The organism is Bradyrhizobium sp. USDA 4502, assembly GCF_054063355.1.
On the sequence record NZ_JBSSGF010000001.1, the window covers coordinates 3,300,785 to 3,320,823 of the forward strand.

Genomic DNA, 20,039 nt, shown 5'->3' on the forward strand with positions numbered 1-20,039 from the left:
CTCAACGGAACTCTTGTGACGTTGCGGGGACAACACACTTTGCGTTCGTGACGCCCTGAGTGGACGATCCACTCGCCTGCCGCTCGGCTCGCATGGATTGGCAAAGGAAAGCTCCACGTCTTTCATTGCTTCCCGAACCGAGGTGCCACAAACCGACCCGACGGACAGACGACGCCACACATTCGGTGTCGTCCCTGCGAAAGCACTAGGCGGTGTGGACTCTAAGGATTCCCTTTTAGGAGCAAATCAGATTCAAGGCTGCTTTTGGGAGGCAGTCTTGGGTGTGATGGATCGTCTGGTGTTGAGCGATGCGGCTTGGGAGCGGATGGCGCCGCTGATCATAGGCCGGCCTGACCAGAAGGGCTCGACCGGGCGCGACAATCGGATGTTCGTGGAAGGTGTGCTGTGGATCGTTCGCACGGGCTCTCCCTGGCGTGATCTTCCGGAAGCGTTCGGGGATTGGAACAGCGCGTTCCGGCGCTTCAGCCGATGGAGTGCCAAAGGCGTCTGGTGGCGGATCTTCGAGGCAATGTCCGACGATCCGGACTTCGAATATCTGATTGTCGATTCCACCATTGTTCGAGCCCATCAGCATGCTGCCGGGGCCAAAAAAGGGGGTCTGAAGATCAGGCGCTTGGCCGTTCGCGCGGCGGCCTGAGCACCAAGATACATATGGCCGTTCGCGGCTTGGGATGTCCGGTACGGTTCACGATCACCGCAGGCCAGAAGGGCGATGCACCGCAAGCCGCCACATTGATCGAGGGATTGCCTGCCGAGGTTTTCATGGCCGATACGGCTTATGACGCCGATCACCTGCGCCAGGACATTGCAGCCAAGGGCGCGCTCGCCGTCATCCCCAACAACCCGTCACGCGCGCTCAAGTATCCGCTCGACAAGCATCTCTATGCCCAGCGCCATCTCGTCGAATGCTGCTTCTCAAAGCTCAAGCAATTCCGCCGCGTCGCAACCCGCTTCGAAAAGACCGCCCGAAATTACCTTGCCGTCATCACTCTCGCAGCCATCGTCCTATGGCTGCGATAACTGTCCACACCGCCTAGGGCATGCACACATTTCTGAGGCTCCATCCGAGAGCGACGGCGCGGAAGTAATCGAGACCGTTTTTGAAGGTGATGGGGCCTGGTGGCTTGGAGGACGGATAGCCGTCCCATCCTCCAATGCGGCCGATAATCCAGGCCGCCCAGGCAAGACGATCGGACGGATGCGGGTTCTTCAGTCGTCTGTTCCTGGCTTCAAGCTGCTGATTGAGGGCGGTCAACGCATCGATCTCGCTGGGATTGAAGGCAACGTGAAGCGACTGCTGGCTCCCGTTGCGCGCTTGCAGGAGCTGGATGGTGATGATCGCGGCCTTGGCAGCGATGGCAACCAATTTGAGAAGCCGGCCGGCGGTGCCGATCTGGCTATCCTCGAGCTTGAAGCCCTGCGTCTTGAGGACGCGGAAGAACTGCTCGATGATCCAGCGCTGCTTGTACCAGGCGACAATGCGCCAGGCATCGTCTGAACTGGTGACCTCGTGAGAGGTGAGAAGACGCCAGTGCAACGGCTCGACGTTGGGATCGGCATTGATCTCGCGGACGTCAACGATGGCCAGATGCAGGCTTTTCGGCAAATGGCGCAGGAACTTGCTTTGCGGCCGGGCCAGCTCGATTGCGCCGAAGCGAAGTTCGAGGTCCATCGGACGTGCAGGCCGCCCCGCACGCGCAGGCAACTCGATGATGCGACGCTCTACCGCCGTCATGGCGTCGATCGCCGCATACAAACCCGTCGTGTCGGCCAGCTTGCGATCATGCATGCTGCGGGCGATCACGCGGTAGTCTTGCTCGGCTGCGCTGGCATAAAGAGCAAAGATGTCGCTCTCGCGGTCACCAAGCAGGGTCACCATTGCAGCACCGGTAAGCAGCGGCTTGGCCGCAAGGGCGGTGGCAATCCAGCGCTGCGATTCCTTGTCCGACAGGTCGCGGCTGTCATGCGAGACGCTCCGAGGGCCTTCACGCGTCCACACCTCGCCGCTCAAAAGTCCCAGGCAGGTGCCATTGTCCGCATCCACCGCCAGCATCGGGTGCAGCAGCACGCCGTGGTGATTGCCCTTGCCGATCTCCCCGAGCCCGCGCCGGCGTTGCGGCGTGGTGTTGAAGTGGATCTCGCTGGTGTCCTGGATCGCCAAAACATGGCGGCCTGTAACCGCCGCAGCCGTGCTTTCGCTCCAGCTTTCGATGATGCGCTCCTTCGTCACCTTGGAGTTACCGAGAAAGCGGTTGAACCGCACCTCCAGCGCGCGGTCTCCCTTGGAAAGCCGCCGAAGGCATACATCCTTGCCCGCGACCATGCGTCCGATGAGCGCCGCCCCCCTTTATCGAGACGACCATCCTCGAACCGGCCCAACGTCCAGTCAATCCGCGACAACATGCTGGCACCTCCGCCCAAGCCGAAGTGCCGTAATAGAAGTCACCGAGACCCCCGATTCTGGAATCCCCAATCTCTGACCCGAGTCAATCCGTCGCACCAGATGTGTGCATCCCCTAGTGCGAAAGCAGGGACCCAACCACCGATGGTCATTGTTGAGCAGTGCTGCAATGACGAGCCCCTCCACAACAACCGCTGCGGAGCATGGGTCCCTTGCTTTCGCAAGACGACAGCGCGTCGTCGTCGTGATTAACGGACAGGGACGGAGGCGGTGAAACCGTCCTACGCCGCCCGCCGCCGTTCGCGCAGCGCGTCGCCGAAGGCTTCGAACAGCGCGCGGTTGATCGGATTGCGCTGCGGATCGTATTCGGCGTGCCACTGCACACCCAGCGCAAAACCCGGCGCATCGGCGATGCGGATCGCCTCGATGGTGCCGTCCTCGGCGATGCCCTCGATCACGACGCGCTTGCCGGGCTCGAGGATGCCCTGGCCGTGCAGCGAATTGACTCGAATGGTCTCCCGGCCGAGGATTTTTGCGAACGCGCCGCCCGGCGTCAGCGCGACGTCATGACGGTCGGCGAACACAACGGTCGGGTCAGGATGGATCTCGCCGTTCTCCAGCCGCGGCATCCGGTGGTTCATGCGGCCCGGAATCTCGCGGATCTCCGGATGCAGCGAGCCGCCGAAGGCGACGTTCATCTCCTGCAGGCCGCGGCAGATGCCGAAGATCGGCACACCGCGCGCGACGCAGGCTTCCGACAGCGCCAGCGCAACGTCGTCGCGGTGGATGTCGTAGGGCTCGTGGGCGGCGCAAGGTTCGGTATTGAAGCGGGTCGGATGAACATTGGCGCGGGCCCCGGTCAGCACCACCCCATCGACCACGTCGAGCAAGGCGCCGACCTCGGTGATTTCGGGGCTGCCGGCGAACATCAGCGGCACCGCGCCCGACACCTCGGCAACCGCGCGAAGGTTGCGCTCCCCGACCATCTGGACTGTGAAACGATTTTCGATGCGATGGGCGTTTCCGATCACGCCGACCACGGGCCGTCTCATTATTGAAGTCTCGCGCAATGATTCTTCTAAGTTTGCGACGTTGCGGAGACGATCATGCCTTCGAGTTCCCGCTGGATCAACTGTCTATATCTGCACAGGGGGGCTTGCAGTCCTGCACAGATTCGCACCCCTCGGGACCCAAAGCCGGCCAGATGCCCACCGATCGCGCCGGGCGCCGCGGCGCGTCAGCGGCGAACCGGCATGGCCCCGCCAGCTTGATCCCGGCGCGGTTTTCGCCAAAGACTGCTCGAAACACCGTCGCGAAGGGGGAATCACCCGTGACAGACTCGGCTGACAATCGCCTGCAGGCCCGCAACGACTTGGCATGGGCGATCGCCGTCGGCGGCATCGGCGTGGTGCTGTTCGCTGCCCTGCTGACCTTCGCCTGGCATTTTGCCGCGACCCTGTTCCTGCTGTTCGCCGGCATGCTGCTCGGAGTCGCCCTCAATGCCATGACCACCCTGCTCGGCCGGCTGACCAAGCTGCCCCACGCGTTGCGTCTTGCGATCGTCTGCCTGGCGATGGCCGGGCTGCTGTCCGGCATCGTGTTCCTCGGCGGCACCACGATCGCGCAGCAGGCCACGGTGCTGAGCAACACGATCAAATCACAGCTCGGCAGCGTCAAGGACTTCCTCGAACAGCACGGGGTCGACACCAGCTATCTCGATTTCACCAATGCCGCGGGCGAGGCGAAGGGCGAAGGCACCGCCGTGACGACGACAACGACGACGCCCCCATCGTCCCAGTCCCACGGCATCCCCGGCGCCGGTGCGCTCGCCTCAAGCGGCGGCGCCATCATCAGCCAGACGCTGAAGGTGCTGCTCGGCACAGTCAGCGTCGTCGGCAACTTCTTCATCGTGCTGTTTCTCGGGCTCGCCTTCGCGGCCCAGCCGAGCATCTACCGCGCCGGGCTGTTGTTCATCGCGCCGGCGAAGTACCGCGCGCAGGCGACCGTCATCGTCGACCGCATCGGCGAGACGCTGGAGCGCTGGCTGATCGCGCAGATCATCACGATGACGGCGGTGTTCCTCGTCACCTGGATCGGGCTTGCCATCATCGGCATTCCGAGCTCGTTCATCCTCGGCATCCAGGCCGGCCTGCTCGCCTTCATTCCGACCGTCGGCGCGATCCTCGGCGGGCTGATCGTGGTGCTGGCGAGTCTGGCGACCGGATGGATCGCGGCGCTGTCGGCCTTCATCCTGTTCCTCGGCGTGCACGCGCTGGAAAGCTACGTGCTGACGCCGATCATCCAGCGCCAGGCGCTCGACATCCCGCCGGCCACGCTGTTCGCGTTCCAGATCCTGCTCGGCGTCGTGTTCGGCATCTGGGGGCTGGCGCTGGCGCTGCCGCTGATGGCGATCGCCAAGGTGATGATCGATCACTTCAAGACCGAGGATCCGGAGCGGGCCGCGTGACCGCACGTCAGGAGAGCAGCAGCACCGTTCCCGCGACCATCAGCATTACGCCGGCCAGCATCACCATCGGCCAGCGACTCTTCGGCGGCTGGTATCGCCCCTGCGCGCGTCGTTCAGCGATCAGCGCGGTCTCGTATTCATGGGAGTCCGAGAACAGGCAGGCGAAACCGCTGCGCGCCGAAACCGCGTCGGCTTCGAGCGACATCAGGGCTGACTGAGGATTGCGGGTGCGGATCGACTCCATGCCCGAAAGCATGGGATCGAATGGTTAACCACTCGTTACCGCACTCATGCCCGGACGCTTGCCGGCTTTTGCCGCGCCGAAGCCGGCAGGCCCGCAGTCTTGCGCCGCCAGTTCTCAAGCGAGAGCGGCAATTCCTCCGCCGCCTCGACGCGGTTGCGGCCGCCGCGCTTGGCCTGGTAGAGCGCGGTGTCGGCCGAGGCCAGCAGCACCTCGAGCTCGGTGCCGGCGGGGCCACCGGCGACGCCGATGCTGACCGTGGTGTCGACCGCGCCTTCCTCGCAGGTGATGTTGCTGTTCTCGAAGGCTTCGCGCACGCGCTCGGCGACCAGCACACCTTCCTCCAGCGAGCACGGCAGCAGCGCCGCGAATTCCTCGCCGCCGATCCGGCCCGACAGATCGCTGATCCTGAGGCTGTTGACCACGACGGCGGAGAACAGCTTCAGGATCTCGTCACCCGCGGGATGGCCGAAGCGGTCGTTGATCGACTTGAAGTGATCGATGTCGAAGATCATCACGGTGACCGGCCGGCCGGCAATGGACTCGCGCTCGATCACCCGCGCGCAGGCCTCGGTGAAGCCGCGGCGGTTGAGCATGCCGCTCAGGGGGTCGATCGACGCGGCCGTCTTGTGCACGGCCACCGCGCGGTCCGACACCATCATGAAGATCACGAACACCGTGCCGATCGCGTACAGCACGAGTTCGATCGAAAACAGCGTGACCCAAAAGCTGGAGACGAAATTCTGGCCGTTCAATCGCAGCAGGTCGCCGACCAGGATCGGCAGCATCAGGACGCAACCGTGCGCGACCGGGATGACGATCGCAAGCCAGCGCCGTTGCATCGCGCGGCGGCGCTCGCTCCACAGTTCTGATGCGGTCAGCGCGGCGTAGATCGCGACGATCCCGGCGCCGATCGTCAGGCGCATCGCGGGATCCTCAACCGTCGTCACCGCCCCGATCCATGCGATCGGGCCGAGCACGAGGCCCAGCAAATTGGCCTTGCGGCCGTGGAAAATGCGCGCGGCATTCCAGACCAGCGCCGCAGGCGGCGAAGCCGATCGCATTGAGGCCCAGCAGAACCATCGGATCGAGCGTCGAACTGCCGACCGTCCAGACCGCAACCGAGGCCGCGCCGAGCAGATAGGCGGTGCCCCACCATTTCAGCGCGGAAATGTTCTCCTGCCTACCGAACAACCACAGCATGGCGCCGAGCATGCCCGCGACCATGGTGGCGAACAAATAAAGTGTCGATGGATCGAACGACATAAACTCACCCCAGCCCGGTGTGATGCAACGTTCGCAGGCGCAAATAAATACGGTGATGCAGCGCCATTGCGAGCCCGCAAGCTAGAAGGTGCGAGTTCCAATTTCGTTTGCACGCACACGCAAGTTTTCATGAAAAACTGCGCTAATTCGCGCCGAAGCATCGCCGGTCGGACGCAGCAAAAAGGGCGCCTCGCGGCGCCCTCTGCAACTCGATGCCCGCGGCAATTGCCGCGAATTTTAGAACTCGAATTAGCGCTTCGAGAACTGGAAGGACTTGCGGGCCTTCGCCTTGCCGTACTTCTTGCGCTCGACCGAGCGGCTGTCGCGGGTCAGGAAGCCGCCCTTCTTGAGGACGCCGCGCAGCTCGGGCTCGAAGTTGGTGAGCGCCTTCGAGATGCCGTGGCGGACAGCACCGGCCTGGCCGGAGAGACCGCCGCCGGCGACGGTGCAGATCACGTCGTACTGGCCGTTACGGGCGGCAGCGACCAGCGGCTGCTGGATCATCATGCGCAGCACCGGGCGGGCGAAGTAGACTTCGAACTCGCGGGTGTTGACCGAGATCTTGCCGGAGCCCGGCTTGACCCAGACGCGGGCGACCGCGTCCTTGCGCTTGCCGGTGGCGTAGGCGCGATTGTACTTGTCGACCTTCTTGACGTATTTCGGCGCGTCGGGAGCGGCCGGCTTGACCTGCGAGAGCTGGTCGAGGGACTGCAACGTATCGGACATTATGCGGCCCTCGTGTTCTTGCGATTCAGGGAAGCGATATCGACCTTCTCGGGGCTTTGCGCTTCATGCGGATGATCAGCACCGGGATAGACGCGCAGATTGCCCATCTGCATGCGGCCGAGCGGACCGCGCGGGATCATGCGCTCGATCGCCTTCTCGACGACGCGCTCGGGGAAGCGACCCTCGAGGATCTGCTTCGCGGTGCGCTCCTTGATGCCACCGATGAAGCCGGTGTGCTTGTAGTAGGTCTTCTGGTCGCGCTTGCGACCGGTCAGCACCACATGCGCGGCGTTGACGATGATGACGTTGTCGCCGCAATCGACATGCGGGGTGTAGGTGGGCAGGTGTTTGCCGCGCAGGCGCATCGCGACGAGCGTGGCGAGGCGACCGACGACCAGACCCTTGGCGTCGATCACGACCCACTTCTTCGTCACTTCGGCGGGCTTGGCCGAGAACGTGCTCATGTGTGAAATCCGTGAAAAAGAAATCGGCGCCGTATGCGCCGAACTGGCAGCTTTCTAGAGAAGCCGCGATCGCGCGTCAACGCCCACGCGCTCAAATTACATCAGAAAAAACAATGGCTTGCAATTATGGTGCAATAATACCGTAGAAAAGCCTATTGATTTGGAATGGAATAGGTCGCCGTGACATGGGCGATGGGATCGGGAGACGAGCCGGACAGCAGGTTGACCTCGCCGACCGCGAGCCGCTTGCCGAGCTTGAGCAGCCTCGCCACCGCAAGTACGTCCTGCCCCGGCTGACCCTTGCGCAGGAAGTTGATGTTGAGGTTGGTGGTCACGGCAAGGCCAACCGGCCCGATCGCCGACAGCAGCACCACGTACATCGCGAAATCCGCCAGCCCCATCAGGGTCGGCCCGGACACCGTACCGCCCGGCCGCAGCATGCGCTCGCTGAAGCGCTGGCGCAGCAGGGCCGTCTCGCCGTCGGCGCTTTCGATCCGGACATCGTCGTGGACGAACGCCTGCGGGAATTCCCTCCGCAGGAACTCCTCCACGTCAGCCACGCTCATTTTCGCAGTCGCCATGCCGTCCCTGCCCTCGCTTCAGCCTGCCTGTTACATTAAGTTGTCACAGAGACCAAAGTGGAATTTCAGCATGTCCGCCCAAGCCGCCCGCGCCGAAGCGCCGCAACACCAGCCGATCCTGCTGCGCGAGACCGTCGGCAGTATCGCGCTACTGACGCTCAATCGCCCCGGAGCGCGCAACAGCCTCTCCGAGGGCCTGATCGCCGAGCTGCACGCCGCCCTGAACGATGTCGGCGGTGACAAGCGCATCCGCGCCGTCGTGCTCGCCGCCAACGGCCCGGCGTTCTGCGCCGGCCACGACCTCAAGGAACTTACCGCGCGCCGCAGCGATGCCGACCGCGGCCGCGCCTATTTCGCGCAAATCATGAACGCCTGCAGCGCGATGATGCAGGCCATCGTGCGCCTGCCGAAGCCGGTGGTGGCGTCCGTCCAGGGCATCGCCACTGCAGCCGGCTGCCAGCTCGTCGCAAGCTGCGACCTCGCGGTCGCCTCCGAAGCGGCGGCGTTCGCAACGCCGGGCGTCGACATCGGGCTGTTCTGCTCGACGCCGATGGTGGCGCTGTCGCGCAACGTGCCGCGCAAGCAGGCCATGGAGATGCTGCTGACCGGAGAGCCGGTCTCGGCGGCAACGGCGCAGGGCATCGGCCTCGTCAACCGCGTGGTATCCGCGGGCACCGAACGCGACGCTGCGATCGCGCTGGCCGAGAAGGTCGCGCTGAAATCGGCCTACACCGTCAAGCTCGGCAAGGAGGCGTTCTATCGCCAGGCCGAGATGAGCCTCGCCGATGCCTATCGCTTCGCCGCCGAGGTGATGACCGAAAACATGATGGCGCGCGACGCCGAGGAAGGCATCGGTGCCTTCATCGAGAAGCGCGATCCGAAGTGGCAGGACAAGTGACGACCTGAGGTCGTCATTCCGGGATGGTGCGTTAGCACCAGACCCGGAATCTCGAGATTCCGGGTTCTCGCTGCGCGAGCCCCGGAATGACAAACCCGGAAGAAAAATGAATCACGACGCCTACGACGACAATTACATCCGCAGCATTCTGAACAACGTCAAGACCATCGCGATGGTCGGCGCCTCGCCGGTCAATGTGCGGCCGAGCTATTTCGCGTTCAAATATCTGGCGCAGCGCGGCTACGACATGATCCCGGTCAACCCCGGCCATGTCGGCAAGACGCTGATGGGCAAGCCGTTCGTCGCCTCGCTTGCGGACATCGATCGGCCGATCGACATGATCGACATCTTCCGCAATTCAAGCCACATCATGCCCGTGGTCGAGGAGGCGCTGAAATTGTCGACGCCGCCGAAGGTGATCTGGATGCAGCTTGGCGCACGCGACGACGCCGCGGCCGAGAAGGCGGAAGCCGCGGGCCTCAAAGTGGTGATGAACCGCTGCCCGAAGATCGAGTATGGCCGGCTGTCGTCGGAGATCTCGTGGATGGGCGTCAACTCGCGCACGCTGAGTTCCAAACGCGCGCCGATCCCGACGCAGGGCATGCGGCTGTCGCTCAATCGCACGAGCTTCGGCGGCGGACAGACCGCGGCGTCCGACCGCGCGGCAAAGAACAAGACCGAGACGACCTGACTTCGCGGCGGAATAATCGCTGCGATCATCCGGTATAGCGCGGGATGCCCCTCCAAAAACTGGCGATGCGCCCAACTCGCTTGACGGCGGGCGCCGTCGCCATCAGCATGCCGCGCGTTTCGACCAGGCCACAACAGGATACTAAAGAATGACCGATCGCCTTCCGGGATTTTCCACCCTCGCCGTGCACGCCGGCGCGCAGCCTGATCCCACCACCGGCGCACGGGCGACGCCGATCTACCAGACCACGTCATTCGTCTTCAACGACGCCGACCACGCGGCCTCGCTGTTCGGCCTGCAGGCTTTCGGCAACATCTATACCCGCATCGGCAACCCGACCAATGCCGTGCTCGAGGAACGTGTCGCAGCCCTCGAAGGCGGCACCGCGGCGCTCGCCGTCGCTTCCGGTCACGCGGCGCAGGTCGTCGTGCTGCAGCAGCTGTTGAAGCCCGGCGATGAGATCATCGCGGCACGCAAGCTCTATGGTGGCTCGATCAACCAGTTCACCCACGCCTTCAAGGCGTTTGGCTGGAATGTGGCCTGGGCCGACCCCGATGAGATCGAAAGCTTCGAGCGCGCGGTGACGCCGCACACCAAGGCGATCTTCATCGAGTCGATCGCCAACCCGGCAGGCAGCATCACCGATATCGAGGCGATCGCGGCCGTTGCGCGCAAGGCCGGCGTGCCGCTGATCGTCGACAACACGCTGGCCTCGCCCTATCTGATCAAGCCGATCGACCACGGCGCCGACATCGTCGTGCACTCGCTGACCAAGTTCCTCGGCGGTCACGGCAACTCGCTCGGCGGCATCATTGTCGATGCCGGCACCTTCGACTGGTCGAAGGACAACAAATACCCGATGCTGAGCGAGCCGCGCCCGGAATATCACGGCATCCGGATCCAGGAGACCTTCGGCAACTTCGCCTTCGCGATCGCCTGCCGCGTGCTCGGCCTGCGCGACCTCGGCCCCGCGCTGTCGCCGTTCAACGCCTTCATGATCCTGACCGGCATCGAGACGCTGCCGCTGCGCATGCAGAAGCACTGCGACAACGCCAAGGCGGTGGCGGAATTCCTCTCCACCCACCCCGCCGTGTCAGCGGTGAACTATGCCGGCCTGCCCGGCGACAGGTACAACGCCCTGCAGCGCAAATATTCGCCGAAGGGCGCCGGCGCGGTGTTCACCTTCAGCCTGAAGGGCGGCTATGACGCGGGCGTCAATCTGGTGTCGAACCTGCAGCTGTTCTCGCATCTCGCCAATGTCGGCGACACCCGCTCGCTGGTGATCCATCCGGCCTCCACCACCCACAGCCAGCTCGACGACGCCGCCAAGGTGAGGTCGGGCGCGGCGCCCGAGGTGGTGCGGCTTTCGATCGGCATCGAGGATAAGGAGGACCTGATCGCCGACCTCGACCAGGCCCTGCGCGCCTGATCCCGCAATTGTTCCGGAGCGGTGCGCCGTATCGCTCCGGCAACTTGCCCAAAGCGACCGACCTCCCGTTAACGCTTAATACCGACGGGCCTCTCGTTAACGTTCAATCCGGCTTAAAGTGGCAGTGATAGGCTCCGGATGATTCGGGAGACCATTGATGCTGCGCTGGACATTGCCGCTCGCGATCGCATTGTTTGCGATCCCGCCTGCTGACGCCGCCGACGGCCCGGCCGTCGCCAAGAGCGCGACCGTCAAGGCCGCGCGCCAGCTGCCGGCGGGCCTGCCGCACCGGCATTACGCCTACCGCACCACGATCACATCGCCGACCTATGTGCGGCGCGGACGCCAGCTCGTGGTCGTCGAGCAGCCCGTGGTGATCCCGCTCAATTCCGAGCCGTATATCCCGTTCGTGCCCGGCGAACCGCTGCTGCCGGGGTCGTCGTCGCTGCCCGGCTATTACGGCAACTGGCACTCCTACAACTATTTCGGCCCGTACTACGGCGGTGCCTATGTGACCTATTGGGACCGCCTGCCCTACGCCTGTGGCGTCTACGGCTACTGCTAGCGCGGACCGATCGGGTGGCCAGATCGCCGCAGAAATCCAGCACACCGGCTTCGGGGAATGCGGTGACCGCCGATCTCGTCGCGGTGCTGGTCGCCGTCACCGAGGGCACGCCGAAGATCATGACCATCGCCGGCGGCTCCGCGCTGCCGAGCGGCCCGTTCGAGTTCACCCATCGCTCGCTGCAGACCGCGCTGCGGGCCTGGGTCGAAGCGCAGACCGGCCACCCGCTCGGCTATGTCGAGCAGCTCTACACCTTTGCCGACCGCGGCCGCTCCGGAGACACCAAGGGGCCGCACAGCGTCTCGATCAGCTATCTCGGCCTGACCCGCGAGGATCGTGTCGGCGAAGGCTTTGAGGCGGACTGGTCCGGCTGGTACGACTACTTCCCCTGGGAGGATCATCGCGCCGGCGCGCCGGCCTTCCTGGCCAAGACGATCGCGCCGAAGCTCAAAACGTGGGCGAAGGCGGCGCCGTCACCGACGCTGCAGCGCGAGCGCTGGCAACGTTGCGCCATCACCTTCGGTCTCGATGATCGCGACTGGAACGAAGAGCTGGTGCTGCAGCGCTATGAGCTGCTCTACGAGGCCGCGCTGATCCCGGAAGCCGGCCGCGGGCATGGCCGCGAGGCGCCGATCGTGCCGGGCAAGCCGATGACGGCGGATCATCGCCGCATTCTCGCGACCGGGATCGCGCGGCTGCGCGCCAAGATCAAATACCGTCCGGTGGTATTCGAGCTGATGCCGGCCGAGTTCACCCTGCTGCAACTGCAACGCAGTGTTGAGGCGCTCGCAGGCCGGCTGGTCCACAAGCAGAACTTCCGCCGGCTGATCGAGCAGCAGGAACTCGTTGAAGAGACTGGCGCAATGGCCGCCGATACCGTCGGCCGGCCGGCCAAGCTATTCCGCTTCCGCCATGCCGTGCTGGCCGAACGGGCCATCGCCGGCACCAAGCTCCCGCTTTCGCGCACTTGACACGCCTTATGCTCAGGATAAGTATAAGCCATCTTATGCTCACGGAGAGTATAAATGGTTGCACTCGATACCGATCTGCTCACCCGCACCGCGCCGCTCTATGAGCGCGTCAAGCGCGTCATCCCGCCGTTCGAATGGGCCACATTCGCCGAGGACGTCGATGCGATCCTCGCGCTGAAACGCCGCCGCAACGCGGTGGTGCTGGCGCATAATTACCAGACGCCGGAGATCTTCCACGGCGTCGCCGATATCGTCGGCGACAGCCTGTTGCTCGCGCGCGAAGCAACCAAGGTCGATGCCGATGTCATCGTGCTCGCGGGCGTGCATTTCATGGCCGAGACCGCGAAGCTGCTCAATCCGGCCAAGACCGTGCTGATCCCCGACCTCAAGGCCGGCTGCTCGCTGGCGGATTCGATCACGGCGGAGGACGTGCGGCTGATGCGCGCGCGCTACCCGGACGCACCGGTCGTCGCCTATGTCAACACCTCGACCGCGGTGAAGGCCGAGTCCGACATCTGCTGCACGTCGGGCAATGCGCTGAAGGTGGTTGAATCGCTCGACGCCGAGCGCGTCATCATGCTCCCTGATGAATATCTGGCGCAGAACATCGCCAAGCAAACCAGCAAGAAGATCATCGCCTGGAAGGGCCACTGCGAGGTGCACGAGCTGTTCACCGCCGATGACGTGCGCCAGCTGCGCGAGGATCATCCCGATGTCACCATCCTGGCGCATCCGGAATGCCCGCCCGAGGTGGTCGCCGAAGCGGACTTTGCCGGCTCGACGGCTGCGATGCAGTCGTTTGTCGAGACCAAACGTCCGCCGCGCGTCGTGCTGCTGACGGAATGCTCGATGAGCGACAACATCGCTGCGCTAAATCCCGGTGTCGACTTCATCCGCCCCTGCAATCTCTGTCCGCACATGAAGCGGATCACGCTGAAGAACGTCCGTCACGCGCTGGAGACCAACCAGCACGAGGTCACCATCGACCCCGCGATCGCCGATCGCGCGCGCAAGAGCGTCGAAAGGATGCTGGCGATATGAGCACCGATATCTCCGATCTCAACGGCCGGCCGGTGATCATCGGCGGCGGTGCCGCCGGGCTGATGACCGCGCTTCAGCTCGCACCCGAGCCGGTCGTGCTGCTGTCGAAGTCGCCGCTCGGCGCGGAAGCTTCCAGCATGTGGGCACAGGGCGGCCTTGCCGCACCGGTCGGCGCCGACGACAGCCCTGCCCTGCATCTCGCCGATACGCTCGCGGCCGGCGCCGGCCTTTGCGACGCGGCCGCGGCGAGTCGGATCGTCCACGCCGCGCCCGCCGCCGTCGAGCAGCTGGCGAGACTCGGCGTCGCCTTCGACCGGCACGCCGACGGCAGCTGGCGCCTCGGGCTCGAGGCCGCACACCGCCGCAACCGCATCGTGCACGCCACCGGCGACGGCACCGGCCGGGAGATCATGCGCGCGCTGATCGCGGCGGTCCGCCAGACGCCGTCGATCACACTGCTGGAAGGCGTCGAGGCGCGCCGGCTGATCGTCGAGGACAATGCAGTCAGGGGCGTGCTTGCAGCGAGCGACCGTGGCGCGCTGACGATCACGACCAATCGCGTGGTGATCGCAACCGGCGGCATCGGCGGGCTGTTCGCCGACAGCACCAATCCCGGCGGATGTTTCGGCCAGGGGCTCGCGCTTGCCGCACATGCCGGTGCAAAACTGTCGGACATCGAGTTCGTGCAGTTTCATCCGACCGCGTTCGACGGGCCGTCGCGCCCGATGCCGCTGCTGACCGAGGCGATCCGCGGCGACGGCGCGGTCTTGATCGACGAGACCGGCGAGCGCTTCATGGCCGATCAGTCCGGCGCCGAGCTTGCGCCACGCGACATCGTGGCGCGCGCCGTGTGGCACCACCGCGCCGCGGGGCATCGCACCTTCCTCGACGCGCGCCAACATCCGGGCGCGGAGTTTGCGCAGCGCTATCCCGTGATCAGCGCGTTCTGCAAGATGGCCGGCATCGACCCCGCCCATGATCCGATCCCGATCCGGCCGGCGGTTCACTACCATATGGGCGGCATCGCGGTTGATGGCTATGGCCGCAGCACGGTGCAGGGCCTGTGGGCCTGCGGCGAGGCCGCGCGCACCGGGTTGCACGGCGCCAACCGCCTCGCCAGCAACTCGCTGATGGAAGCGATCGTCTGCGCGCGCTGGGTCGCGGAGAGCATCGAAAGCGTAAGTGCGGGCCCGCGCGCCATGCTGCGCGACGATGCGATGCCACAGGCTTCCGATCACTCCGCCGTGCGACCGATCCTCACCCAGGGACTCGGCGTCCTGCGCGATCGCGACGGGATCGCCCGCGCGATCCGCAGTCTCTATCCACTCGCATGCGGTCACAGTGCGGCGTCCGACGCAGCATTGGTCGGATTGATGGTCGCGGTTGCCGCCATCCGGCGTGAGGAAAGCCGCGGCGGCCACTTCCGCACCGATTTCCCGCACATTGCTGCGTCGGCCGTTACGTCGTCCCTTACCCGCGCCGATGCACTCGCCGCCGCGCGCGACATCGTCGAATCCACGCCATTTGCCAGGAGTGCCCTGTCATGACCCTCACCCCCCTGTTGCCGCTGATCTATGAGCCGATCGTGCAGACCGCCTTGCGCGAGGATCTCGGCCGCGCCGGCGATATCACCGCAGACGCCATCGTGCTGGCCGGCCAGCAGGCGCGGCTGGTGATGCGGGCGCGGCAGCCCGGCGTGATCGCCGGGCTCGATGTCGCGCGGTCAGCCTTCCAGACGGTGTCGCCGGCCATCACGCTGCGCGCCGAACGGCCCGACGGCAGCGCGGTCGAACCCGACCAGGTCATCGCGATCATCGACGGCCCGGCCCGCAGCCTGCTCACCGCCGAGCGGACCGCGCTCAACTTCCTCTGCCATCTGAGCGGTGTCGCCACCGCAACGGCTACGCTGGTCAAGGCCGTGGCGGGCACCCGCGCGCAGATCGTCTGCACCCGCAAGACCACGCCGGGACTGCGTGCGCTGGAGAAATATGCGGTGCGCGCCGGCGGCGGCGGCAATCATCGCTTCGGGCTGGATGACGCGGTGCTGATCAAGGACAACCACATCGCGCTCGCCGGCGGCATCCGCACCGCGATCGAGCGCGCCAAGGCCAATGCCGGCCATCTCGTCAAGATCGAGGTCGAGGTCGACACGCTGTCGCAGCTCGAGGAGGCGCTGACGCTCGGCGTCGACGCGGTGCTGCTCGACAACATGACGACCGAGCAGCTCAGCCAGGCGGTCGACATGGCGCGCGGCAAGGCGATCACCGAGGCCTCCGGCCGCATCACCGCGGCGACGGCCGCAGCGATTGCCACAACCGGCGTCGATCTGATCTCGGTCGGCTGGGTGACCCACAGCTCGGCCGCGCTCGATATCGGGCTCGACTACCTGTCCTGATCGATCAACCGGGCTGGCCGACCGCAACGAGGGTCGGCTGGTCCCGCTCGGTCCGGCGCGCGGCGAAGCGCTCGGCCTGCAGCACCGCGAGCGTCAGCACGACGATGGCGACGGCCTGGTGCGTCAGCGCCAGATCGATCGGCACCTGATGCAGCAGCGTCAGGATGCCGAGCGTCGCCTGCAGCGTGATCGCCGCCACCAGCCACCAGGCGCCGGCGATCACCGCGCCGCCGGCGCGCGCGCGCATGGCATCGATCGCATGCGCGATCGCCAGCGCGAACAGCAGATAGGCGGTCATGCGATGTTCGAACTGCACCGTCAGCGTGTTGTCGAACAGATTGCGCCACCACGGTGTCTCGAACCAAAGCCGGTCAGCCGACGGAATGAAGCCGCCGTCGATGTCGGGCCAAGTATTATAAACCCTGCCCGCGCGCAGCCCCGCGACCAGCGCGCCGAAATAGAGCTGCACGAAGGTCAGCACGAGCAGCACCGCGCTCGTGAGCTTCAGCCTGAGCGGCGCGATCACGCTTGGGCGGTCGGTCAGGCGCCGCAGCGTCCAGACGATCGCCGCGAAGATCAGAAGCGCCAGCACAAGATGCGTCGCCAGCCGATACTGCGATACCTCGATGCGTTCCGAGAGGCCGGACGCGACCATCCACCAGCCGACGCCGCCCTGCAGCGCGCCGAGGCCGAAAATCACCCACAATCGCCGGCCGAGTTCGCCGCTCACCGCGCCGCGCCACAGGAAATACAGGAACGGCAGCAAATAGGCCGCGCCGATCACGCGGCCAAGCAGCCGGTGGCTCCACTCCCACCAGAAGATCGTCTTGAATTGCTCGAGCGTCATCCCGGCGTTGAGCTCGCGATATTGCGGGATCCTCTTGTAGCCCTCGAAGGCCTGGGTCCACTGCGCCTCGGTCAGCGGCGGCAGCGTACCGGTCACCGGCTTCCATTCGACGATCGACAGGCCGGACTCGGTCAGCCGCGTGGCGCCGCCGACCAAGACCATCAGGGCGATCAGGGCGGCCACCGCGACCAGCCATACCCTGACGGCGCGAAGCTGCGATGTCTTTGCGGAAATACCGGCCATTTCGCCCTGACTTGATTGGATTTTCGGGCCCCTTATAGTCCGCCGCGCCCGCGGCGCAAGCCGCCGTCCGGAGCCTCGTTTCCGATCAAGTCGGAAGCAAGCTCCAGAACGTTGTTTTGACGCGTTTTCTTTGCGCGAACCGGTGCCCGCTTCGCTCGAAAAAACGCCTTGGATCACGAGTTGCAAATATCCGCCATGGCCATACGCACCCGCAAACTGCTCGGAACCATCTTCCTGCTGATCCTGGTGGTGGTGTGGTCACTGCTTGGCATGACGGTCGCCCAGACGCCGTGGCTTGCCAATTCGGGGTTGCTGCAGGCGATCTTCTACGTCGTCGCCGGCCTCGGCTGGGTGCTGCCGGCGATGCCGATCGTCGCCTGGATGTCGCGGCCCGATCGCGCCTAAGTCACGTTCTGGTCGCGCGCGCTGCGCGTCGGCCGCACCGGCGCGAACATCACGCCCGACAGCAGCACCCGCATCATCCGCAGCGAACGCACGCGGCCGTCCCATGCGATGCGCGGCAGCGCGTGGAGGTTGGTGCGCCCCTGCGCCTCGACGACCCCTGGTATGGTCGACACCGCGCTGGCAAAGCCGGCCTCCTCGGCCATCACGACATGCGGACGGCCGAACGCATCGCGGTCCCCGAACGGGAATGCGAAATGCCTGACCTGCCGCCCAAGCGCGCTCTCGGCCACCGCCTTGCCCATCGCCATCTCGCGCTGCGCGTCGGCATCCCTGAGGCTCGACAGCGCCGGATAGTTCACCGTGGCGCTGCCGAGCGTCACGTTCGGATCGGCGGCAAGCTTCGCCAGATCCTGCCAGTCGAGTGACGCATTGCGTGACAATTGGGCTGCGTCGGCCGAATAGCGCCTGGCGAGATCGTTCAGCGCGTAGGACAGGTCCGACGGCGGCAGCTTGCGCAGCCAGCCGGACAGGAAATCGAACAGCTCGTATTTGTCCGAGAGATTTGAAATCGCGAAGTGCCGCTCCCGGCCGTCAATCATCATGCTGATGCGGTTTTCGCGCGCGATGATGTCCTCCAGCACCAGCCACCACGCCACGCCGACGCCATCGGGAAAGGCCGTCGGCAGGTACAGCGCGAAGGGAACGCCGTGCCTGGCGAGCACCGGCCAGGCATGGGCGACGATGTCCTTGCTGGCGCCGTCAAAGGTCAGACAGGCAAAGCGCCGGCGCTCCGGCAAAGTCACCGCGCGGCGGCAAGCCTCGTCAATCCCGACGAGGTCATACTGCCAGCGCTTCAACGCGCGGATCGTGCGATCGAGGAAAGCCGGGGTGATCTCCTGGGACTTCAGCGGCTGAAACCGGCCGCGTCGCGCGGGACGAACGCGGCCGAAGCGCAGGATCACCCCGGCGCCGCCGCTCTCGCGTTCCCGCAGCTTGAAGGCGCCACTGAAATACGCGAGCTCCATTCGGGCCCGTCGTAAAATCCCGCTGTCCGGCGCCAAGATCCCCGTCCTTGTCAGGCGGTTCCCGCACACCGCCGCGGCATTGTTCTTACTCTTTGTTGACATTTCCCTGCGAAGGTCGGCCCCAGCCGAGAACTGTAAATTAATACCCTAAAATTTCGGGTTCCGAGATGACCATGGCGGCGGCAATCGAAGGCCAGACGGCTGAGACGCGGGCGTGGCCGAACGCGATCCGCGTTGCCGGCGTCGACATCTTTCATGATCTCACCGCGGCCGAAGCGACCTGGCGCGGCTTCGAGACATCGCAGCACAGCTACACGCCCTATCAGCGGTTCGATTTCCTCGCCAGCTGGCAACGCCAGGTCGGCGAGCGCGAGGGCCTGCGGCCCTTCATCGTCGTCGCTCATGACAGCGAACGCCGGCCGCTGCTGCTGCTGCCGCTCGCAATCGAGTCCCGCCTCGGCGCGAACTGCGCGAGCTTCATGGGCGGCAAGCATACGACCTTCAACATGGCGCTGTGCGAGAAGGATTTCGCCGCCAACGCGACGGAAGCCGACATCGCGGCTCTGATCGGATCGATCGCCGAACGCTCCCGCGCCGATGCGCTCGTGCTCTGCCAGCAGCCGCTGCGCTGGCAGGACCTCCCGAATCCGCTGGCGCTGCTGCCGCGTCAGCCTTCGGTCAACGACTGCCCGGTGCTGGCGATCGAGCCCGGCGCGGCACCGGCGACGCTGGTCAGCAACTCGTTCCGCCGCCGCCTCAAGGGCAAGGAGCGCAAGCTGCAGGCGCTGCCCGGCTATCGCTATTATGTCGCGAGCGAGAGCGCCGATGTCTGCCGCCTGCTCGACTGGTTCTTCCGCGTCAAGCCGCAGCGCATGGCCGAGCAGAAGCTGCCGAACGTGTTCGCCGAGCCGGGCATCGAGCAGTTCATTCGTGCCGCCTGCCTCGCGCCGCGCGCCGACGGCAACGGCTATGCGATCGACATCCACGCGCTGGAGTGCGACGAGGAAGTGATCGCGATCTTCGCCGGCGTGTCCGACGGTCATCGCTTCTCGATGATGTTCAACACCTACACGATGTCGGCCAATTCCAAGTTCAGCCCCGGCCTGATCCTGATGCGCGATATCATCGATCGCCATGCCGGCCTGAACTACCGCGCTCTCGATCTCGGCATCGGCTCGGACGAGTACAAGCGGCTGTTCTGCAAGGACGATGAAGCCGTCGTCGACAGCTTCATTCCGCTCAGCTTGCGCGGCAAGCCGGCGGCCAGCGCGCTGTCGGCCATCAATCGCGCCAAGCGCGCCGTGAAGCAAAATCCGGCGCTGTTCGAGATTGCCCAGAACCTGCGCAGCATGTTCCGCTGAG

General features: G+C 65.2%; 20 protein-coding genes and 1 pseudogene. 12 read left to right on the forward strand and 9 right to left on the reverse strand.

The window, feature by feature from the left end; genetic code table 11:
- Nucleotides 1-277: 277 nt before the first annotated feature.
- Nucleotides 278-1,041 (forward strand): IS5 family transposase gene (locus ACVW1B_RS15130; protein ID WP_092083899.1). Its coding sequence is split into 2 segments (ribosomal slippage): nt 278-613 and nt 616-1,041, totalling 762 coding nucleotides; the frame shifts between segments, so codons are not numbered across the junction.
- A 13-nt stretch (nt 1,042-1,054) separates the two neighbouring features.
- On the opposite strand, the gene ACVW1B_RS15135 is transcribed toward ACVW1B_RS15130, so the two are convergent.
- Together ACVW1B_RS15135 and ACVW1B_RS15140 are read right to left on the reverse strand one after the other, a co-directional pair.
- Nucleotides 1,055-2,344: an IS4 family transposase gene (locus ACVW1B_RS15135; protein WP_225642830.1), complete on the reverse strand. Its 1,290-nt coding sequence runs from the start codon at nt 2,342-2,344 to the stop codon at nt 1,055-1,057.
- A gap of 359 nt (nt 2,345-2,703) precedes the next feature.
- Nucleotides 2,704-3,474: a gamma-glutamyl-gamma-aminobutyrate hydrolase family protein gene (locus ACVW1B_RS15140; protein WP_021079122.1), complete on the reverse strand. Its 771-nt coding sequence runs from the start codon at nt 3,472-3,474 to the stop codon at nt 2,704-2,706.
- 278 nt (nt 3,475-3,752) lie between these two features.
- Here ACVW1B_RS15140 and ACVW1B_RS15145 point away from each other — a divergent pair, with 278 nt between their 5' ends.
- Nucleotides 3,753-4,889: an AI-2E family transporter gene (locus ACVW1B_RS15145; RefSeq protein ID WP_253608431.1), complete on the forward strand. Its 1,137-nt coding sequence runs from the start codon at nt 3,753-3,755 to the stop codon at nt 4,887-4,889.
- A 7-nt stretch (nt 4,890-4,896) separates the two neighbouring features.
- Here the strand turns inward: ACVW1B_RS15145 and ACVW1B_RS15150 are convergent, their stop codons facing one another.
- The 5 genes and pseudogenes from ACVW1B_RS15150 to ACVW1B_RS15170 form a co-directional block, all read right to left on the reverse strand.
- Nucleotides 4,897-5,133, reverse strand: a complete 237-nt coding sequence (locus ACVW1B_RS15150; protein WP_028333932.1) for a hypothetical protein — start codon at nt 5,131-5,133, stop codon at nt 4,897-4,899.
- Nucleotides 5,134-5,177: 44 nt separating this feature from the next.
- Nucleotides 5,178-6,396, reverse strand: a pseudogene (locus ACVW1B_RS15155) (GGDEF domain-containing protein).
- A 249-nt stretch (nt 6,397-6,645) separates the two neighbouring features.
- Nucleotides 6,646-7,122 carry a 30S ribosomal protein S9 gene (rpsI, locus tag ACVW1B_RS15160; protein WP_028333930.1) on the reverse strand — a complete coding sequence of 159 codons (477 nt, stop codon included), beginning with the start codon at nt 7,120-7,122 and terminating at the stop codon, nt 6,646-6,648.
- Nucleotides 7,122-7,586, reverse strand: coding sequence for a 50S ribosomal protein L13 (gene rplM, locus ACVW1B_RS15165; protein ID WP_016840522.1), 465 nt, complete (start codon nt 7,584-7,586; stop codon nt 7,122-7,124). The genes rpsI and rplM overlap by 1 nt, the downstream gene beginning before the upstream one ends.
- Nucleotides 7,587-7,738: 152 nt before the next feature.
- Entirely contained in the window at nt 7,739-8,167 is a 429-nt protein-coding gene (locus ACVW1B_RS15170) for a PaaI family thioesterase (protein WP_028340177.1), read from the reverse strand.
- 70 nt (nt 8,168-8,237) lie between these two features.
- Here ACVW1B_RS15170 and ACVW1B_RS15175 point away from each other — a divergent pair, with 70 nt between their 5' ends.
- From ACVW1B_RS15175 to nadC, 8 genes are all read left to right on the forward strand, one after another.
- Nucleotides 8,238-9,065: an enoyl-CoA hydratase gene (locus tag ACVW1B_RS15175; RefSeq protein WP_253608430.1), complete on the forward strand. Its 828-nt coding sequence runs from the start codon at nt 8,238-8,240 to the stop codon at nt 9,063-9,065.
- Nucleotides 9,066-9,171: 106 nt separating this feature from the next.
- Nucleotides 9,172-9,756, forward strand: coding sequence for a CoA-binding protein (locus ACVW1B_RS15180; protein ID WP_057020656.1), 585 nt, complete (start codon nt 9,172-9,174; stop codon nt 9,754-9,756).
- 148 nt (nt 9,757-9,904) lie between these two features.
- Complete coding sequence (locus ACVW1B_RS15185) at nt 9,905-11,185, forward strand: O-acetylhomoserine aminocarboxypropyltransferase (protein ID WP_038385449.1); 1,281 nt, start codon at nt 9,905-9,907, stop codon at nt 11,183-11,185.
- 157 nt (nt 11,186-11,342) lie between these two features.
- Nucleotides 11,343-11,750 carry a hypothetical protein gene (locus ACVW1B_RS15190; RefSeq protein WP_018271884.1) on the forward strand — a complete coding sequence of 136 codons (408 nt, stop codon included), beginning with the start codon at nt 11,343-11,345 and terminating at the stop codon, nt 11,748-11,750.
- Between the two features lie 14 nt (nt 11,751-11,764).
- Nucleotides 11,765-12,721, forward strand: coding sequence for an NUDIX hydrolase (locus ACVW1B_RS15195; RefSeq protein ID WP_456821735.1), 957 nt, complete (start codon nt 11,765-11,767; stop codon nt 12,719-12,721).
- 54 nt (nt 12,722-12,775) lie between these two features.
- On the forward strand, nt 12,776-13,762 hold the full coding sequence (gene nadA, locus ACVW1B_RS15200) for a quinolinate synthase NadA (RefSeq protein ID WP_253608428.1): 987 nt from the start codon (nt 12,776-12,778) through the stop codon (nt 13,760-13,762).
- Nucleotides 13,759-15,309, forward strand: coding sequence for an L-aspartate oxidase (locus ACVW1B_RS15205; protein WP_456821736.1), 1,551 nt, complete (start codon nt 13,759-13,761; stop codon nt 15,307-15,309). Before nadA ends, ACVW1B_RS15205 begins: the two co-directional genes overlap by 4 nt.
- Complete coding sequence (gene nadC / locus ACVW1B_RS15210; protein ID WP_456821737.1) at nt 15,306-16,157, forward strand: carboxylating nicotinate-nucleotide diphosphorylase; 852 nt, start codon at nt 15,306-15,308, stop codon at nt 16,155-16,157. Before ACVW1B_RS15205 ends, nadC begins: the two co-directional genes overlap by 4 nt.
- Before the next feature lie 4 nt (nt 16,158-16,161).
- Here nadC and ACVW1B_RS15215 read toward each other — a convergent pair whose 3' ends face one another.
- Nucleotides 16,162-17,247, reverse strand: coding sequence for a COX15/CtaA family protein (locus ACVW1B_RS15215; RefSeq protein ID WP_168855922.1), 1,086 nt, complete (start codon nt 17,245-17,247; stop codon nt 16,162-16,164).
- 195 nt (nt 17,248-17,442) lie between these two features.
- On the opposite strand from ACVW1B_RS15215, the gene ACVW1B_RS15220 reads away from it, so the two are divergent.
- The gene (locus ACVW1B_RS15220; RefSeq protein WP_016844954.1) at nt 17,443-17,652 is read left to right on the forward strand and encodes a DUF2842 domain-containing protein; all 210 of its coding nucleotides are present in this window, start codon (nt 17,443-17,445) and stop codon (nt 17,650-17,652) included.
- On the opposite strand, the gene ACVW1B_RS15225 is transcribed toward ACVW1B_RS15220, so the two are convergent.
- Entirely contained in the window at nt 17,649-18,677 is a 1,029-nt protein-coding gene (locus tag ACVW1B_RS15225; protein WP_253608425.1) for a polysaccharide deacetylase family protein, read from the reverse strand. The two genes, ACVW1B_RS15220 and ACVW1B_RS15225, sit on opposite strands and share 4 nt — an antisense overlap.
- A gap of 167 nt (nt 18,678-18,844) precedes the next feature.
- On the opposite strand from ACVW1B_RS15225, the gene ACVW1B_RS15230 reads away from it, so the two are divergent.
- Nucleotides 18,845-20,038 carry a GNAT family N-acetyltransferase gene (locus tag ACVW1B_RS15230; protein ID WP_253608424.1) on the forward strand — a complete coding sequence of 398 codons (1,194 nt, stop codon included), beginning with the start codon at nt 18,845-18,847 and terminating at the stop codon, nt 20,036-20,038.
- Nucleotide 20,039 lies beyond the last annotated feature (1 nt).

Excerpts from the sequence above, each read along its gene's own strand:
- ACVW1B_RS15135 (WP_225642830.1), bottom strand. The coding sequence starts at position 2,344 with ATGGTCGCGGGCAAGGATGTATGCCTTCGGCGGCTTTCCAAGGGAGAC.
- ACVW1B_RS15140 (WP_021079122.1), bottom strand. The coding sequence starts at position 3,474 with ATGAGACGGCCCGTGGTCGGCGTGATCGGAAACGCCCATCGCATCGAA.
- ACVW1B_RS15150 (WP_028333932.1), bottom strand. The coding sequence starts at position 5,133 with ATGGAGTCGATCCGCACCCGCAATCCTCAGTCAGCCCTGATGTCGCTC.
- rpsI (WP_028333930.1), bottom strand. The coding sequence starts at position 7,122 with ATGTCCGATACGTTGCAGTCCCTCGACCAGCTCTCGCAGGTCAAGCCG.
- rplM (WP_016840522.1), bottom strand. The coding sequence starts at position 7,586 with ATGAGCACGTTCTCGGCCAAGCCCGCCGAAGTGACGAAGAAGTGGGTC.
- ACVW1B_RS15170 (WP_028340177.1), bottom strand. The coding sequence starts at position 8,167 with ATGGCGACTGCGAAAATGAGCGTGGCTGACGTGGAGGAGTTCCTGCGG.
- ACVW1B_RS15175 (WP_253608430.1), top strand. The coding sequence starts at position 8,238 with ATGTCCGCCCAAGCCGCCCGCGCCGAAGCGCCGCAACACCAGCCGATC.
- ACVW1B_RS15180 (WP_057020656.1), top strand. The coding sequence starts at position 9,172 with ATGAATCACGACGCCTACGACGACAATTACATCCGCAGCATTCTGAAC.
- ACVW1B_RS15185 (WP_038385449.1), top strand. The coding sequence starts at position 9,905 with ATGACCGATCGCCTTCCGGGATTTTCCACCCTCGCCGTGCACGCCGGC.
- ACVW1B_RS15190 (WP_018271884.1), top strand. The coding sequence starts at position 11,343 with ATGCTGCGCTGGACATTGCCGCTCGCGATCGCATTGTTTGCGATCCCG.
- nadA (WP_253608428.1), top strand. The coding sequence starts at position 12,776 with ATGGTTGCACTCGATACCGATCTGCTCACCCGCACCGCGCCGCTCTAT.
- ACVW1B_RS15205 (WP_456821736.1), top strand. The coding sequence starts at position 13,759 with ATGAGCACCGATATCTCCGATCTCAACGGCCGGCCGGTGATCATCGGC.
- nadC (WP_456821737.1), top strand. The coding sequence starts at position 15,306 with ATGACCCTCACCCCCCTGTTGCCGCTGATCTATGAGCCGATCGTGCAG.
- ACVW1B_RS15215 (WP_168855922.1), bottom strand. The coding sequence starts at position 17,247 with ATGGCCGGTATTTCCGCAAAGACATCGCAGCTTCGCGCCGTCAGGGTA.
- ACVW1B_RS15220 (WP_016844954.1), top strand. The coding sequence starts at position 17,443 with ATGGCCATACGCACCCGCAAACTGCTCGGAACCATCTTCCTGCTGATC.
- ACVW1B_RS15225 (WP_253608425.1), bottom strand. The coding sequence starts at position 18,677 with ATGGAGCTCGCGTATTTCAGTGGCGCCTTCAAGCTGCGGGAACGCGAG.
- ACVW1B_RS15230 (WP_253608424.1), top strand. The coding sequence starts at position 18,845 with ATGACCATGGCGGCGGCAATCGAAGGCCAGACGGCTGAGACGCGGGCG.